This window comes from Nocardia sp. NPDC047654 (assembly GCF_043205035.1).
GTDB lineage: Bacteria > Actinomycetota > Actinomycetes > Mycobacteriales > Mycobacteriaceae > Nocardia.
The window spans coordinates 91,532-107,212 of the sequence record NZ_JBIDDF010000009.1 but is presented as its reverse complement, the minus strand read 5'-3'; the positions used below and the strand labels follow the sequence as shown (position 1 = coordinate 107,212).

Genomic DNA, 15,681 nt, shown 5'->3' with positions numbered 1-15,681 from the left:
TCAGGCACCGATCAGATCCGGCGCGGAGCCGGGCCCGGGACGCGAACGGAAGTTCTCACCAGGTGAGAGGACAACGGGGTCGGCGGCAGGCGGCTCACCGGCCGCCGCCGACATGCCGCCCGGCTCGTCGAGTGCCCACGGCGCGGCATCGGTCGGTATCCAATGCTTGCGCCGGGTGCGCTTGGCCTCCAGATAGTCGCGGGCCCGCTCGCTGAGCGCCCGCGTGCGCAACGGCACCGCGGTGACCTGCAACCCCTCCTGGCGCAGCGCCTCCACCTTGGCGGGATTGTTGGTCAACAACTGCACCGAACGCAATCCCAGCTCGGCCAGCGCACGAGCGGTGCTGACGTAGCTGCGGGCATCGGCGGGGTAGCCCAGGGCCTCGTAGCTGGTGAAGGTGTCCGCGCCGGAACGCTCGCTTTCCCGGTAACCCAGGGCCTTGGCGATCAGTCCCGCCCCACGGCCCTCCTGCTCCAGATAGACCAGCACGCCGCTGCCCGCGGCCTGGATGAGATCCAGCGCCTTGTCCAACTCCGGCCCGCAGTCGCAGTCCTGCGAACGCAATGCCTCCCCATACAGGCAGCGGGAGTGCACCCGCACCAGGCAGCCGTCGGCAACCGCGCCGAACAGCAGCAGGTGCCCCCGCTCACCGTCCCCGTTCACCTCCACCACCCGAACTCGCAGATCTTGCCCGTTGCGACGGAACCGATGTTCGGTGTCGGCAGGATCCACAACGTTGGTCAATGCTCCTCCGTAGCGAGTTTGAAAATTCGCTCGACCTCACTCACCAGTGGCATCGACCCGGGGACGTCCCCGATCGATTGCGTCGCCACCATCGCGGCGGTCGCCCAGACGTAGTCGTTGCGTGCGGCGGGGCGGCGCGTCGAAACGAGACGATATACCAGGGCGGCGGAGAAGGCGGCGTGAGCGCCGACCGAGTCCTGCAGCGCTGTCGGAAACGGCTGAAAGCGGTCGCTGACCTGCTCCGACCACACCGCGCACCGGAAATCTCGGATCGCGCAGACCGCGCCGACTCCGAGCGCGCGCAGCCGGGTGGCGGTCTGTTCCGCGTCCGGCGCCGCGCCGTCGGGCGACATCGCCAGTGCCCGCAGGTCGTTGTCGCCGCCGACGAGGTAATCCACCACACCCAGGTGCTGATACAGGTATTGGGGCCGATCCAGCCGCGGCGCCGGGTGCACCACCACCAGCGGCCGGTCCGGCAGTCCGCGCAACTGCGCCATGACCTGCTCGATGACGCCGGTGGGTTGTTCGAAGGTCAGCTGCACCGCATCCGACGAGGCGATCGCCGAACCGATCGCCTCGCTGCGTAAATCCTGGGCGCTCAATCGGATTCGCTCGTCTTTGCAGCCGATCGTGCTCGCCGCGCCGGTGCCCGCCACGATCACCGCGGTGACCGGGGTCGGGGCGTAGGGCACCACTTTGACCAGTTCGGTCTCCACGCGTTCGCTGCGCAGGTATTCCAGGATGCGGCCCCCGGCCTCGTCGTCGCCGACCGCCGAGATCAACCGCACCCGCAACCCGAGCCGCGCCGCGGCCACAGCGCGCGTGAGCCCCTTGCCGCCGGGATGTCGCCGATAGCCGCCGCGCGCGGTGCCACCGGGTCCCGGGATCCGGTCCACCACATATATATGGTCGATGACCGCGTCGCCGATCACGGTGACCACACCACGGGTGTCCACCGGATCAGGTTCGGCCGCAGAGGTTTCGGCAGCCGCGCCGAAGTCGACGGCGTGCGCGCCGTCGAACACCGAGGCCGTGGCCAGCCGCGTGGCCAGCTCGGTGAACGCCCGGCGCTCGGGAGCCCCGCGCAGCGAACGCACCGTCAACGTGTCCGGAACCAGTTGCACCCCAAGGGCTTCGTGCAGCACCGTCCACTGCGCGGCGAGGTATTCGCGCCGCTCACCCAGATCCGCGGCGTAGAGCCGGCCGGGATCGACACCGGCGGGCGGGTTTTCGCGCAGCAGACCCAGCGACAGCTCCGCATCCACCACGAGCCGGTCGGTGATATCCAATCGCAGGGCCAGCTCGCGCACCAGTGGCGGCACCGCTTGCTCCCGGTCGATGCCCGCGCGCCGCGCGTACTGCCGCACGGCCAGCAGATCCAGCAGGGGCGATACGTCGATTTCGGTGCTGCGCAACCGATCCGAACTCAGCCCTGAGCGTTTGCACAACCGGGTGAGGATGTTGCGAACGGCAACCATTCCCGAATCCTGCGGGACCATGGCGATGCCACCCCTTCCATCGGCGCGACACGGAGTGCCGGGCGCATGTTGGCCACGCAAATCGGGTTTAGCCAGCGGGAAATTGTCAATTACCAAATTACAACGGCAATTGCGCTCGGGGAACGGCAAATGCCACACTGGAAGTGGCGATCCCCATCGCACCACCAGGCAATCGGGAGGGCTGGTGACGAGAATGATTCTTCAGATACGACAGCCGCGACGGCGGCGGCCCCACCGCCCCGCCGGATCCGATATCGAGCTGGTGCCGAAGCCGGTGATGGACTGAACGAGCCGCCGGACATCCCGCGCGACAACGCACCCGTCATCGCCCCGGCCCGCCGGTACGCCGATCACGCACCTCAGCTGCCCTCGGACGCCGCTATGCGGCGCGTCTGCCGGGCCGAACCGTAGCCGCGGCGCACTCGACCGCGACAACACTTCGCACACCCCCATCGACGCGCAGCCGCGCCTTCAGCCACCGGCTTGCCCGAGACTGCGGCTTCCCCGGCTGCCGCACACCTCCGAGCCATCCCTCGGACCACCCGGCCCGCCGAGAGACTTCCTCGGCCCGGGTACCCACCACGGCCGCAGGCCCGGCGGAATTCACGGTGCGGCGCGACCACCGCGCCACACCAGCGGATGCACGACGAGAGGCATTCGTGATCATCGAACTCAGCACCCTGGAGCCGGCCTCACTCCACCTGTTGCACCGGAGACCGCGATGACCATCCACACCACCGAATGGACGATGACCAGTGACATAACCCCGGAATCGGCCTACCGTGACACCGACGCGACCGACTCCTGGCGGCTGAGCTGGTTGCCGGACCGGCGGCTGACCCGCGCGCAGGCACTGGCCGGGATGTCGCTGGACGAACTGCTCAGCGACCCGCACGCCGTGCACGACCGCATGACCCAGGCCCGCGTCGAGGTCTATGCCGACCAGCTGGGCATCCTGCGCGACCACGCGGTGATCCTGCTCGCCAAGGCGATGGCGGCACGCCTGGGCCGGGAACTGGGACCGAAGGGAGACCCGGCCCCGCCGGGGCACAGCACCCGGCGCGGACGCACCCGCACTGCCGAACCGCCGTTCGTGCACGGTTGAGTCCCGCTGATGTCAGGCGTGCGCTTTGTGCTCCGCGCCGACGGCTTCGCCGATGCTGCCGTACCCGCCGGCACGCAACCGCTGCGCCAAGCCCCGATGGATCCTGCGCATCCAGAACGGGCCGCCGTAGATGAACCCGGTGTAGCCCTGCAACAGCGTCGCCCCGGCCAGAATGCGCTCCCACGCCTGGTCGACGGTTTCGATGCCACCGACCGAGATCAGCACCAGCCGGTCACCCACCCGCCGGTACAGCCGCCGCAGCACCTCGAGCGAACGGTCGGCGACCGGCGGGCCGGACAAACCACCGGCACCCATGGCGGCCACCGCCGCGGCGTCGGTGCGCAGACCGTCGCGGCGGATGGTGGTGTTGGTGGCCACGATGCCCGCCAATCCGAGTTCGACGGCCAGGTCGGCGACCGCGTCGATGTCCTCATCCGACAGATCCGGCGCGATCTTCACCAGCACCGGCACCCGCACACTGTCGAGCACCGCCCGCAGCAGCGGACGCAGCGATTCGACCGCCTGCAGATCACGCAGGCCCGGCGTATTGGGGGAGCTGACGTTGACCACGACGAAATCGGCCAGCGGCCCCAGCAGCGCGGCGCTGACGGCGTAGTCGGAGGCCGCGGCCTGCGGTTCGACGATCTTCGTCTTGCCGATGTTCGCCCCGATCGGCACCCCGCCGCGGCGTGCGCGCAGTCGCTCGGCCGCCGCGGCCGCACCGTGGTTGTTGAATCCCATCCGGTTGATCAGGGCGCGGTCGGCGGGCAGCCGGAACAACCGCGGCGCGGGATTGCCCGGCTGCGCCTGCGCGGTCACGGTCCCGATCTCGGCGAAACCGAACCCCAGCGGCGCCCAGGCATCGACACCGTCGGCGTTCTTGTCGAAACCGGCGGCCAGCCCCAGCGGCGCGGGGAACTCGACCCCGAATGCCTCGGCGCGCAGGATCGGATCGCGGGTGACGAGGACCTTGCCCATCACCCAGCGCAACGGCGCGACCGAGGCGGCCGACCGCATGGCCGCGAAAGCGAGATGGTGGATGCGTTCCGGCGCGAGGAGGAACATCAGTCGGAGTAGCAGGGCGTACATCGGCTCACATTCCGGGTTCGGGCTGGGGTAGTAGGGCGGATTTTCGCCGCCGCAGCAGCACCCGCCTGCTGCCATCGGTGTAGGCGCGCACCCGCGAGAGTTCCCAGCCCCCGAATTCGGCCTGGATCGCCAGCCGCATGGACGCGGTCACCCGCGTGACGTCCGGCGGCAGCCGCAACGGCACGTACTCGTAGTCGTCGCTGGTGGTTTCCCAGCCCGCGGGCAGCGCGCGCCCGCGCCCCCGGTGCGCTGCCGGATCAGCAGATGTCGCGGAATCATCGCCCGCGCGTGGTGTCCGAGCCATCACTGCCCTCTCTTCCGATCGTCCGCACCGATCCGTTGCAGACCGTCGCCGGTCGCGGACCCCACGAACAGATCTCCGGTGCGTTGCTCGACGGCCACCGCGTTCGGCTGCCGGACGGTGGCGTAGCGGCCCACTTCCTTCGGTATACCAGTCGAGAGGTCGAATCCGACGACCTCGTTGCGCTGCGTGCACGTCACCCACACGGTGTCGGACCGTTGATCGTAGGCAAGTGCGTAAGGCGAAGATCCTACCGGGAAACGCTGCCGCAACACGAGTGGTCCCGCGGTGTAGACCAGCAGTTCACCGCCCGCGGTGTCGGTGACAACGAACCGGCCGCGCGTGTCGCCGATCAGCCGCGTGGCCCCGTCCCCGGCCCGCAGCGCCAGCCCGGGCCGTTGCTCGCCGGGATCGAACTCGAAGATCGCGCTCTGATGCCGGTCGAGCACCGTGAGCTTGCCGTCGGCTTCGGCGAGTTCGTCGGCGGAGACCAGCCCGGACACGGTGCCGACCACCTTCCCCTCCGGCGCCAGTTCCAGCACGCGGCCGTCGGCGGTGCCGACCAGCAACGCGCCGTCCGGTCGGGCGCGCACCGACCGGACGTCGCCGTCGACGCTCACCTCGGCGATCACCCCGGACGCGAGGTCCACCCGCAGCACCCGGCCCGGCGCGGCCGCCAGCATCTCACCCGGCCTGCCCGGCGTGAGACCACTCGCGCGCTCGGGCAACCTCACCGTGCGCACCACCGGCTGCGCGGCGGCCGGGTCGAGGACGGTCATGGCGTCGCCGTCCAGGCCCGCCAGCAACCCGCTCGCGGAATCGGCGGCCAGCTCGGCGACCGGTCCGGCGGGCAGCACCCGCCCGACCGGCGGCGTCGTCACTGCGGGCGCGGGCGCCGCGGTGGCCGGCTCCCTGGTCGGCAGGTCGGGACCGCCGGGGCCGGAGGAGCATCCGGCCGACAGCACCAGCACCGCCGCACCCGCGAATGCCGAGACGAGCAAGGCGCGAGGGCGCATCCACCGAACTCCTTCTACCGACGAATCTTCCGCAACCTCACCATCTGACCATGATGACGCAACCGGCCGACCGACCGGGTTCGCCTCGAGCGGAATGTCGGTGACCAGGGTTACGGTGGAGACCCCACCGTCCGATATAGGGAGAACCGGGTTGAAAGCCGACCATTCGTCGGGATTTGCCATCGACGACCTCACCGTCGGCGCGTACGCGCACGGCTTCGGCACCACCGCCGACGGCCACCCCTTCGCGTTCCGCACCATCCGCGCCACCTTGACCCTGGAGGTCTACCGCCGCGACCTCGGCGACGCCGTCCCCGGCCCGGAGGACGTGCTCGCGGTCGCCGAAGCCACGGTCACCGACATCGACCTCGACGACGAACGCAGTGTCGCCGCCTTGGTGCGGGATATGATCCCCGACGCCGCGACGATCGACGCCGCCGCGGAACGGGACGTCACGACCGTGCGTGCCCTACTCGGACGGCTCAGCTCCGTCATCGAAGGTATGTAGGAAGTGATGACCCACACACGACTCGCCCGCGCCGCGCTCACCGCCGCGGGCCTGCTGCTGGCGGTGGCCGCCGCCGCGTGCGACAGCGGAGCCGACGAGGCCGCGGTCGACGCCGCCCGCTCCTCGGCCAACGCCTCGCTGTCGTCCTCGATCGCCGTCTCCTCCAGCGCCGCCCACCCGCCGCTGCCCACCGCCGCCGACCTGGACGCCCAGATCAAGCGGGCGCTGGACCCGGCGCTACCCGACAGCGAACGCACCGCGCTCATCGAGGACGGAGAATCCTTCCGTCAAGCCATCCCCGACATGTACAAGGCGCTGCAGGACAACCCGCGCGCCGTCTACGGCGTGACCGACCCGGTGTTCGACAACCACGACGGCACCCTGACCGCCACCATGCGCCTGGACAAGGACGGCACCGGCGCCGCGGTCCGCACCACCGTCGTGCACTTCGTGCTCGTCGACGGCAAGTGGAAGATCTCCCGCACCGACCTGTGCGGCATCCTGCGCTCGGCCGACTACCGCACCCCGGCCTGCGGCTGAGCGGGACCGCCACGCGATGCGCCGTTCCGGATCACTGCGGTGGGGGCGGTTCGTCCACCGCAACCGCTTCCTCGTCCTGGGCTTCTTCGCGCTGTTCGTCCTGGTCTCCGGCTGGTATGGCCGTGACCTGGCCGGGCGGCTGACCCAGGAGGGCTGGTTCGACGAGAGCAGCGAATCGGTGGCCGCGGCCGAACTGGCCGACCGCACCTTCGGCCGCGACACCGACAGCGACCTGATCCTGCTCTACACCGCACCCGAGGGCGCCACCGTCGACGACCCTGCGGTGCGCGGACCGGTCACCGCGCAGCTGGCCGGATTGCTGGGCGCCTATCCCGACCGCATCCAGAAGATCGACAGCTACTGGGACAGCCCGTTCTCCGCCCAGGCCACCGACGCCACCCACACCCATGCCTTCGCCAGCGTCGGATTACGCGGCTCGGGCACCGCGACCGTCGAGAACTACCTGGCGATCAAGGACCATCTCGGCGCCGGACGCGCCGGCGGCGGCCCCGGCGGCACGACCGTCCAACTGGCGGGATTGCAGCCGATCGTCGAAGGCATCAACACCGGAATGCAACGCGACATCAGGCGCGCGGAGATGATCGCCCTGCCGCTGGTGGCGATCCTGCTGTATTTCGTGTTCGGCGGCGTGATCGGGGCACTGCTGCCGGTGCTCATCGGCGGCATGACGATCCTGGGCACCCAGGGCGGGCTGCGGGTACTGACCGACCACATCCAGGTCAACGTCTTCGCCAGCGCCGTGCTGACCCTGGTCAGCCTGGGCCTGGCGATCGACTACGGCCTGTTCACCGTCACCCGCTTCCGCGAGGAACTCGCCGCGGGCCACACCGTCGAAGAGGCCACCGCCCGCACCGTCGCCACCGCGGGACGCACCGTGCTGTTCTCGGCGGCGATCATCGCCCTCAGCCTCGGCGCGCTGTTCATCTTCCCCAACGGGGTGCTGCGCTCGGTGCCGCTGGGCGGCATCAGCTCGGTCCTGCTCGCGGCACTGCTGTCGGTGACCGCGTTGCCCGCCGCGCTGAGCATCGCCGGACACCGCATCGACTTCCTGGGCTGGAAACGCTTCTCCCGCAGCAAGACCGAAGCGCAGATCGACGCCGGATTCTTCTCCCGCCTGGCACTGTGGGCGATGCGCCGCCCCCTGGCGGTGGCCGTGCCGATCGTGCTCACCCTGCTGGCGCTGAGCATCCCGATGCGCCACATCGAATTCGGCGGACTCAGCGAACGGTATCTGGCCGACGACAACTCCGCGCGGGTCGCGCAGGAACGTTTCGACGTCCTGTTTCCCGGTTTCCGCACCGAACCGCTGAAACTGGTGGTGGTCGGCGCCGACGCGCGGCAGCTGAGCGACATCCGCTACAGCGCCAACCAGATCCCCGGCCTGACCGGACGCTTCGAGCCCGCCGCACCCACCACCGACGGCATCAACGTCCTGGCCGCCGGGCTGACCGACAAACGCGACGCCGACCGCGTGATCGCCGCGCTGCGCGCCATCCCCGAACCACCGGGGGTGGCGGTGATGGTCGCCGGTGTGCCCGCGCTGGAACGCGACAGCATCAACGGACTGCTCGACGGCCTGCCCCTGCTGCTGGCCCTGCTGGTCTCCGCGGCGCTGGCGCTGATGTACGCGGCGTTCCGCTCGCTGGTGCTCGCGCTGAAGGCCGTGGCGATGAGCGCACTCAGCCTCGTGTCCACCCTCGGTGTGCTGACCTGGGTATTCGTCGAGGGCCACGGGGCGGGGATCTTCCACTTCACGCCCGGACCGTTGATGTTCGCGGTACTGGCGCTGATCGTGACAGTGGTGTTCGGGCTGTCCACCGACTACGAGGTGTTCCTGCTGTCGCGGGTCTCGGAGGCACGCACCGGCGGCGCGGACGCCCCCGAGGCCATCCGCTACGGCATCGCCCACACCGGCGGCGTGATCACCTCCGCCGCCGCCATCCTCATCGTGGTCACCGGCGCGTTCGGGTTCTCGGACCTGGTGCTGATGAAATACATCGCCTACGGGATGATCGCGGCGCTGATCCTGGACGCCACCGTCATCCGCATGCTGCTGACACCCGCGGTGCTCAAACTCATCTGGCGATAACGCCGGTCCGGCTGGGCGGTCGGCGGCGCGGCGCCCCCGGCCGCGTCGCTTTCGCGACCCACCAATGTGTCAGCACCGGTATGGCCCGACGACCCGCGCCTACGGCCGACGGAGCGTCGAACCGGCTGTCTGACCTCGGCGCCCGCTGCGCGTCCCCCGCCCACGTGCGACCCGGACGAGAGCAACTGCCCCGGCGGCCCGGGGATCAGTTGAGGGGCGTGGCGAGCATTTCGATTATCTCGGTGGTGTGACCGGTCTCGCCGAGGAGCGGGAAGATCCGATCGATACTGTTGCGGTGCGCCTCGATATCCAGATCGGCCATGGCGTCGGTCGCGAGGGTGACGTGGTAGCCGTGTTCGTAGGCGGCACGGGCGGTCGACTCCACGCCGATACTGGTGGTGAGCCCGGCCAGCACGATCTGTGTGACGCCGCGGCGGCGGAGTTGCAGGTCGAGGTCGGTGCCGTGGAAAGCGCCCCAGGTGCGCTTGGTGACCGTGATGTCGTCGGGGTGGCCGGCGAGGTCGTCGACGATGACATCCCAGTCCTCGGGCAAGCCACCGGCCCGGCTGGGGATCTCACTGCGGCCGGGAGCGGCATCCGATCCGTCCGCTCGGGCCGTGACCCGCACCAGGACGACCGGGGCGCTGCGCTCGCGGAAGGCGCGGGCCAACGCGACCGCCCGGGCCACCACCTCAGGGCCGGTATGGGGGACCGTGGGCGCGTCGATGACGGCGTTCTGCAAGTCGATGAGGACCAGCGCGCTGGAGGAGTCGAGTGCGGTGACAGTCATGAATGGTGCCTTTCTGCATCGGCGGCTCGGCCGCGATATCCGATGGGCGGCTCGGAGCCGGTCCTTGCTGTCGTCGCGTGGCTCGCAGGCTGAAAGCGGTCGGCCGCTGGGCTATTCGGCTCGGTGCGAGCCGCCTGCCGCCTGCGGTCGGGCATGCGCCGTGGTCACCGCAAGCTCGGATACGGAAGCGGCATCCGCGCGACGCGGTAGCAGCAGCGGGCTCGCGAGGATCAGCAGTCCTGCGATCGTGACAGCCGTGCGCGGACTGGTGACGTCGGCGAGCAGTCCGCCAAGCGCGCTGAGGATGGCGATGGCGGCGCTGCTGCTGATCGACCAGGCCGACAGAGTGCGGGCGATGCGGTCGTCGGGTGTGTGCTCGAGTCGATAGGTGGCCAGTACCGGGTTGTACAGGCTCATGCTGATGATGATCGCGAGTTCGACAGCGATCACTGTCGCGAGGCCCGCGACACCGGGCTGGACGAAGGCGAGGCCGATCAACCAGACCGCGCGCAGTGTGCCGACTGTTCGCAGGACGCGGTGGTGGCCGTAGCGGGCCATGACAGTACCGGCGAGGCGTGAGCCGATGAGTCCGCCGAGGCAGGGGGCGGCGAAGGCGAGGCCGTACTGCCAGGGCGGGAATCCGAGCTGGCGCAGCAGCAGCACCGCGAGCAACGGCTCGGTGGCCATGATCAGTCCGTTGACGAGCAGCTGGTTGAGGTAGAGCGCCCGCAGGCCGGGATGAGCCAGCAGATGCCGCCAGCCGTCGAGCAACTCACTCGCCCGGGGCTGTCGCTTGTCGGTTCGCTGCGAGTGTTGTTCTCGGCCGCGAATCGCTGCGATCCCCAGCGCCGAGAGCAGGTAACCGATCGCGTCGGCCACCACGGTCGTGACCGGCCCGAACAGGCCGATCGCCGCCCCACCCAGCGGCGGCCCGACGGCGATGGAACTCCAGTTCGTCGACTCGAACCGCGCGTTGGCCACGAGCAGGTCTCCTGGCCGGACCAAGGCTTTGAGGTAGGCGCCACTGGCCGCATTGAAGGCGATCTTGGCCGCGGCGACCACGGCCGAGACGACCATCAACTGGACGAAACCGATCCGGCCGAAGGCGTAGGCGACCGGGATCGACATCATCGCGGCGAACCGGACCAGGTCCATCGTGATCATCACCGGTCGCTTACGGCGAAACTCCACCCACGGCCCGAGCGGCAGCGCGATCAGCGCACCCACCGCGGGCCCCACCGCGGACAGCGCGGACACCTGAGCCGGGCCGGCGTGCAACACCAGCACGGCGATCAGCGGTAGTGCGCCGAACCCCAGCCCGGAGCCATAGGCGCTGACTGCGTAGGACGCCCACAACCATCCGAACTGCCGACCCAGCGATCGTCCTGCCACCGAATCGCCTCCATCCCGCTCCAAGAACTCGCTGTTGACAGCAGTGATCAAAGCAAGGCCGAGAGGCCGGAATCAAACAACCGACCGGCGGCGAGCCACAACCGTGTGTTGTGCGAAAAGGGGTCTGCCGCATGGATTTCGACGCCGTGCGGCCCTGGATCCCGCTGCGGACGCCGGCCGGTCCCGAAAGCTGCCACGACGTCGGCGTTCGCTCCGGTAAGCCAACCCGCATCGGCACTCTCACCAGCGAGGACGCCACATTCGTTGGGTTCGGCGCGCACAGCCGGACCCCGAATGAGCAGGTCGGCCGACATGGTTACCGGCCATGCGACTCGCATCCGAGCACCGACGATCCGGCGCCCGCCACGCCGCCGCGTGCGCAGCGACGACCACACGTCGCGCCCGCTGGCCGATCTGCGCGGGTCAGCGGCGAACGGGAAGCACTAGTTGCGCCCCCGTCACCGGATGATCGAGAACTTCCACCGGATGCTGGTAGACGCGGCTGAGCAGTTCGGTGGTGAGGACGTCACGGGGTGGCCCGTCGGCGGCGATGCGGCCGGCGTCCAATACCGCCACGCGATCGGCGTAGGCGGCCGCGATACCCAAATCGTGCAGGACGACGACCACCGCGGCACCGTCGGCGGCGCGGGCGGCGGCCAGGCGCAGCACGGCTTCCTGGTGGCCGAGGTCCAAGGCGGCGGTCGGCTCGTCCAAAAGCAGGGTGGCGGTGTCCTGCGCCAGCACGCGGGCCAACGCGACCCGGGCGCGTTCACCGCCGGAGAGGGTGGGGAAAGCGCGGGTGGCGAGGTGTTCGATGTCGGTGGCGGCCATCGCGGCCGCGATGTGTTCCTCGTCGAGTTCGCGACGCTCGGTGCGCACCCAGGGCGCGCGGCCCATCGCCACCACTTCGCGCGCGGTGAAGGGGAAACCGACGGTGTGGGTCTGCGGCAACACCGCCCGCCGCCGGGCCATGTCCAAGGTCGTCCAGTGCGCCAACGGCCGTCCGTCGAGTTCCACCGATCCCGCGCTGGGCGTCAATTCGCCCGCCAGCGCCGCCAGCAATGTCGACTTACCCGCGCCATTGGGCCCCACCAGCGCCACGACCTGCCCCGCGACCGCTTCGAAGTCGATGCCGTCGAGCACCCGCCGCGCCTGCCCTCCGCTGCGACGGTCCACGCTCACCCCCGCCGCGCGCACCGTCGCCTCCCCGCTGCGCGGCCACCCCGGCAACTCGTGCACCGTCCGCAACACACTCACCCCACACCTCCCGGCCACCAACGGCACACCATCGAGAAAGCTTCCCGGCGTGCACCGCAGCCATGTGCCACACCCACGAGAGGGACGGTCATGCCCAGCCTCCGGAGCGGGCCCGGGTGCGGCGCAGCAGCCAGAAGAAGACGGGACCGCCGATCAGGGAGGTGAGCATGCCCAAGGGCAGGTCGGCGTTGTCGACCAGGGAGCGGGCGGTGACGTCGGCGGCCAGCAGCACCACCGCGCCGACGACGGCGCTCAGGGGGATCAGCACCCGGTGCGCGGGCCCGACCAGCATCCGCACCAGGTGCGGCACGATCAACCCGACGAACAGGATGATGCCGGTGAACGCGACCCCGGCGGTGGCCAGCACCGCCACCACCACGATCACATTGCGCCGCAAACGCTCCACGTCGACACCCAGGTGACGGGCCGCCGACTCACCGAGCGCCAGCAGATCCAGCCGCGGCGCCAACAGCACCGCGGCGGCGACACCGACCGCGGTCAGCGGCGCCACCACACCCACCGACTCCCACGTGGCCCCGTTCAGCGAACCCAGCTGCCAGAACACGATCTGATCGCGGGCGGCGGGGGAGGCCACGAACAGCAGCAGCGCGATCAACCCGCCCGCGAACGCGTTGATCGCCACACCGGTGAGCACCAGCGTCACGACCTCGGTGCGCCCGCCCGAGCGCGCCAGCAGATACACCAGCGACGTGGTCGCCAGCCCCGCGACGAACGCCGCCGCCGCCACCGACCAGGCCGCCACGAACGCCCCGCCCACCACGATGACCGTGCCCGCGCCGACCGCCGCCCCCGCCGACACCCCGATCACCCCCGGCTCGGCCAAAGGGTTGGCGAACACACCCTGCAACAACGCACCCGCTGTCGCCAGCGCCGCCCCGACCAGCATCGCCAGCACCACCCGCGGGAACCGCACCTGCCACAGCGTCACCTCACCCGAGGGATGGGCGGGCACCGGCCCGATGTCCCACCCGATCCGGTGCAGCACACTGCCCGCCACCTCGACGGGCGTCGTCGGCACCTGCCCGATCGCCGCCGACGCCAACGCCAACGCCACCAACCCGGCCACCGCGACCGCGAACACCAGCACCACCCGCGAACGGCTACGCGACTTCGGCACCGGCGTCACCGGCGGCCGCGCCGCGTCGGTCTGCGAAACACTCATGCGTGCCCGGTGCCGTACACCGCCGCGCTCAGCGCCGCGATCACCCGGCCGGTGTTGGGGCCGAAACTCAACAACACCGCATCGGACATGTCCACCACACGCCGGTCGCGTCCGGCCGGGGTCTGCGCGATACCGGGCACCTTCTGCAACCCCTCCACCCCACCGACGGACTTCAACCCGTCCGACATCACCAACAGCACATCCGGCGCCGCACCGATCATCGCCTCACTGGTGATCGCGGTGAACGGCTCGGTCACCCCGGCGACCGCGCCCGCGTCCCGCGCACCCAGCGCCGCGATCAACGCATCCGCACCCGACCCCGGACCGGCGAGCATCGTGATCGCGCTCGACCGCAGATACAGGAACGCGATGGTCAACCGAGGATCCTGCGCGGGCACCGCGGCACTCGCGGCGGCGATCTCGTCGCGGGTGCGCCGCGCCAGCGCCTGCCCCCGCTCCGGCACACCCAACGCGGCCGCGACCGCCTCGATCTGCGGCCCCACCCCGTCCATGGTGCGCTCCGGGTCGAAATAGACCACCGTGACACCGGCCGCGCGCAACTGCTCACGCACCGCGGGCGCGGCGCTGGTGGTGTCGGTCAAGAACACCGACGGCCGCATCGCCAGCACCGACTCCACATTCAGCGACCCGTTGCCCCCGGCCACGTTCGGCACCTCCCGCACCGCCGGAAACGCCGCCGACGTACTGCGCCCCACCAGCTTGGGCCCCAACCCGAGCGCGTACACGATCTGGGCGAGGGTGCCGTAACGGTCCACGGCGATGATGCGGGAGGCATCGGCGACGGTCACCTCGGCGCCGTCGAACGACCGCACGGTCACCGGCAGCGCGGGCGCGGGCTCCGGCCCGATCGGCACCGGATCCAGATCGCTCAACGTCGCCGTCGTCGGCCCGTGCCCGCCGTGCGAGGAACCGGCGTCCGTGGCACACGCGACCGACCCGGCCAGCAGGCTCGCCGCGAACAGGGCCGCGAGCCCACGCCACCACCCGGTTCGGACTCGGTTCCCACGCCCACCCCCGGTCGCTGCAGTGCTCATGCAGGCAAGGCTAATCCGCGGCGCGCGCACTGACGTCGTCGAGGGCCGCGGCGATCGCCCGCGGCAGCTCCAGGGTCTCCGCGGCCAGCACGCCGGTGAGCTGCCCGATATCACGGGCGCCGACGATCATGCTCGCGATGCCGGGCCGGTCCCGGATCCAGGCCAGCGCCACCGCCAGCGGCGAGGTACCCAGCCCGTCCGCGGCGGTCACCAGCGCATCCACCACCCGGGTGGCGCGCTCGTCGAGACCACTGCGGATCTCCGCCGCGGTCGCCTCGTCGGCGCCCCGGGAATCGGCGGGAACACCGTCGCGATACTTGCCGGTCAAGATGCCGCCCGCCAACGGCGCCGAGGCGATCACCCCGACCCCGTGGAACCGCGCCGCCGGCACCACATCGGCTTCGGCACCCCGCGCCAGCAGCGAATACGGCGTCTGCGCCGCGGTCACCGGCGCCACCGCGGCCAGGCTGGCCAGCTGCCAGGCCCCGAACCCGCGCACCCCCGCGTACCGCACCCGGCCCGAGCGCACCGCCTGCTCCAGCGTCGAGGCCACCTCCTCGAGCGGCGTGCGCGAATCCCACACCGCCACATTCCAGATGTCGAGGTGATCGGTGCCCAACTCCAACAGCGTGCGATCCAGTTGACGCAGCAACGCCCGCCGCGAGGTATCCACCGTGACCTGCGCGGGCACCGGCACCCCCGCCGGGGGAAACCCCCACGGCGCGGTCCCCGCGCACCCGCTGAGCACCAGCTCGTCCCGCGAGACCAGATCACCCAACAGTTCGGCCAGGATGCGCTGCGCGGCCCCGCCCGCATAGGCGGGGGAGGTGTCCACCAGTGTGCCGCCCGCCTCCACGAACGCCACCAACTGCCCCGCGGCGTCCTCGGCGTCGGTGTGCGAACCCCAGGTATGGGTCGCCAGGCCCATCCGCGACACCCGCAGGCCGCTACGGCCCACCGTCCGCTGTTCCATCACCGTGTCCGCGCATTCGTCACGGCGCCAAGCCTAGAGTGTGGATACGCGACTGGGCGTCCACCAGCACAGTGGGTCGCGCTTCGGTGCGCGCGCCAACCGTCACCCTCCCGGTGGCG

General features: G+C 70.6%; 15 protein-coding genes. 4 read left to right on the top strand and 11 right to left on the bottom strand.

All coding sequences use genetic code 11. The features are described from left to right. Nucleotides 1–744, bottom strand: coding sequence for a GTP cyclohydrolase II (locus ACGF7Y_RS22660; RefSeq protein WP_393236567.1), 744 nt, complete (start codon nt 742–744; stop codon nt 1–3). Beyond that, nucleotides 741–2,222 carry a carbohydrate kinase family protein gene (locus tag ACGF7Y_RS22655; protein WP_393236566.1) on the bottom strand — a complete coding sequence of 494 codons (1,482 nt, stop codon included), beginning with the start codon at nt 2,220–2,222 and terminating at the stop codon, nt 741–743. The genes ACGF7Y_RS22660 and ACGF7Y_RS22655 overlap by 4 nt, the downstream gene beginning before the upstream one ends. Nucleotides 2,223–2,964: 742 nt before the next feature. On the opposite strand from ACGF7Y_RS22655, the gene ACGF7Y_RS22650 reads away from it, so the two are divergent. Next, complete coding sequence (locus ACGF7Y_RS22650; protein WP_357124762.1) at nt 2,965–3,348, top strand: hypothetical protein; 384 nt, start codon at nt 2,965–2,967, stop codon at nt 3,346–3,348. A 12-nt stretch (nt 3,349–3,360) separates the two neighbouring features. Here ACGF7Y_RS22650 and ACGF7Y_RS22645 read toward each other — a convergent pair whose 3' ends face one another. Genes ACGF7Y_RS22645 through ACGF7Y_RS22635 form a run of 3 tightly spaced genes read right to left on the bottom strand, consistent with a single transcriptional unit; the run spans nt 3,361 to nt 5,754 of the window. Next, entirely contained in the window at nt 3,361–4,437 is a 1,077-nt protein-coding gene (locus ACGF7Y_RS22645; RefSeq protein WP_393236565.1) for a quinone-dependent dihydroorotate dehydrogenase, read from the bottom strand. Between the two features lie 4 nt (nt 4,438–4,441). Beyond that, nucleotides 4,442–4,741 carry a DUF5703 family protein gene (locus tag ACGF7Y_RS22640; RefSeq protein WP_245663831.1) on the bottom strand — a complete coding sequence of 100 codons (300 nt, stop codon included), beginning with the start codon at nt 4,739–4,741 and terminating at the stop codon, nt 4,442–4,444. Further along, nucleotides 4,741–5,754, bottom strand: coding sequence for a YncE family protein (locus ACGF7Y_RS22635; protein WP_393236564.1), 1,014 nt, complete (start codon nt 5,752–5,754; stop codon nt 4,741–4,743). The genes ACGF7Y_RS22640 and ACGF7Y_RS22635 overlap by 1 nt, the downstream gene beginning before the upstream one ends. 151 nt (nt 5,755–5,905) lie before the next feature. Here ACGF7Y_RS22635 and ACGF7Y_RS22630 point away from each other — a divergent pair, with 151 nt between their 5' ends. Genes ACGF7Y_RS22630 through ACGF7Y_RS22620 form a run of 3 tightly spaced genes read left to right on the top strand, consistent with a single transcriptional unit; the run spans nt 5,906 to nt 8,912 of the window. Then, on the top strand, nt 5,906–6,262 hold the full coding sequence (locus ACGF7Y_RS22630; RefSeq protein ID WP_391467908.1) for a hypothetical protein: 357 nt from the start codon (nt 5,906–5,908) through the stop codon (nt 6,260–6,262). Between the two features lie 6 nt (nt 6,263–6,268). Then, entirely contained in the window at nt 6,269–6,802 is a 534-nt protein-coding gene (locus ACGF7Y_RS22625) for a hypothetical protein (RefSeq protein ID WP_393236563.1), read from the top strand. Nucleotides 6,803–6,818: 16 nt separating this feature from the next. Next, the gene (locus ACGF7Y_RS22620) at nt 6,819–8,912 is read left to right on the top strand and encodes an MMPL family transporter (protein ID WP_393236562.1); all 2,094 of its coding nucleotides are present in this window, start codon (nt 6,819–6,821) and stop codon (nt 8,910–8,912) included. A gap of 205 nt (nt 8,913–9,117) precedes the next feature. Here the strand turns inward: ACGF7Y_RS22620 and ACGF7Y_RS22615 are convergent, their stop codons facing one another. The 6 genes from ACGF7Y_RS22615 to ACGF7Y_RS22590 form a co-directional block, all read right to left on the bottom strand. Next, nucleotides 9,118–9,702, bottom strand: a complete 585-nt coding sequence (locus ACGF7Y_RS22615; protein ID WP_393236561.1) for an isochorismatase family protein — start codon at nt 9,700–9,702, stop codon at nt 9,118–9,120. Between the two features lie 111 nt (nt 9,703–9,813). Continuing rightward, entirely contained in the window at nt 9,814–11,094 is a 1,281-nt protein-coding gene (locus tag ACGF7Y_RS22610; protein ID WP_393236560.1) for an MFS transporter, read from the bottom strand. Nucleotides 11,095–11,517: 423 nt separating this feature from the next. Next, nucleotides 11,518–12,351, bottom strand: coding sequence for a heme ABC transporter ATP-binding protein (locus ACGF7Y_RS22605; protein ID WP_393236559.1), 834 nt, complete (start codon nt 12,349–12,351; stop codon nt 11,518–11,520). A gap of 88 nt (nt 12,352–12,439) precedes the next feature. Further along, the gene (locus ACGF7Y_RS22600) at nt 12,440–13,534 is read right to left on the bottom strand and encodes a FecCD family ABC transporter permease (protein WP_393236558.1); all 1,095 of its coding nucleotides are present in this window, start codon (nt 13,532–13,534) and stop codon (nt 12,440–12,442) included. Continuing rightward, nucleotides 13,531–14,589 carry a hemin ABC transporter substrate-binding protein gene (locus ACGF7Y_RS22595; protein WP_393236557.1) on the bottom strand — a complete coding sequence of 353 codons (1,059 nt, stop codon included), beginning with the start codon at nt 14,587–14,589 and terminating at the stop codon, nt 13,531–13,533. Before ACGF7Y_RS22595 ends, ACGF7Y_RS22600 begins: the two co-directional genes overlap by 4 nt. A 10-nt stretch (nt 14,590–14,599) precedes the next feature. Further along, the gene (locus tag ACGF7Y_RS22590) at nt 14,600–15,562 is read right to left on the bottom strand and encodes an aldo/keto reductase (RefSeq protein WP_393236556.1); all 963 of its coding nucleotides are present in this window, start codon (nt 15,560–15,562) and stop codon (nt 14,600–14,602) included. Between the last annotated feature and the right edge of the window lie 119 nt (nt 15,563–15,681).

Excerpts from the sequence above, each read along its gene's own strand:
- ACGF7Y_RS22655 (WP_393236566.1), bottom strand. The coding sequence starts at position 2,222 with ATGGTTGCCGTTCGCAACATCCTCACCCGGTTGTGCAAACGCTCAGGG.
- ACGF7Y_RS22650 (WP_357124762.1), top strand. The coding sequence starts at position 2,965 with ATGACCATCCACACCACCGAATGGACGATGACCAGTGACATAACCCCG.
- ACGF7Y_RS22645 (WP_393236565.1), bottom strand. The coding sequence starts at position 4,437 with ATGTACGCCCTGCTACTCCGACTGATGTTCCTCCTCGCGCCGGAACGC.
- ACGF7Y_RS22640 (WP_245663831.1), bottom strand. The coding sequence starts at position 4,741 with ATGGCTCGGACACCACGCGCGGGCGATGATTCCGCGACATCTGCTGAT.
- ACGF7Y_RS22635 (WP_393236564.1), bottom strand. The coding sequence starts at position 5,754 with ATGCGCCCTCGCGCCTTGCTCGTCTCGGCATTCGCGGGTGCGGCGGTG.
- ACGF7Y_RS22625 (WP_393236563.1), top strand. The coding sequence starts at position 6,269 with ATGACCCACACACGACTCGCCCGCGCCGCGCTCACCGCCGCGGGCCTG.
- ACGF7Y_RS22620 (WP_393236562.1), top strand. The coding sequence starts at position 6,819 with ATGCGCCGTTCCGGATCACTGCGGTGGGGGCGGTTCGTCCACCGCAAC.
- ACGF7Y_RS22615 (WP_393236561.1), bottom strand. The coding sequence starts at position 9,702 with ATGACTGTCACCGCACTCGACTCCTCCAGCGCGCTGGTCCTCATCGAC.
- ACGF7Y_RS22600 (WP_393236558.1), bottom strand. The coding sequence starts at position 13,534 with ATGAGTGTTTCGCAGACCGACGCGGCGCGGCCGCCGGTGACGCCGGTG.
- ACGF7Y_RS22595 (WP_393236557.1), bottom strand. The coding sequence starts at position 14,589 with ATGAGCACTGCAGCGACCGGGGGTGGGCGTGGGAACCGAGTCCGAACC.
- ACGF7Y_RS22590 (WP_393236556.1), bottom strand. The coding sequence starts at position 15,562 with ATGGAACAGCGGACGGTGGGCCGTAGCGGCCTGCGGGTGTCGCGGATG.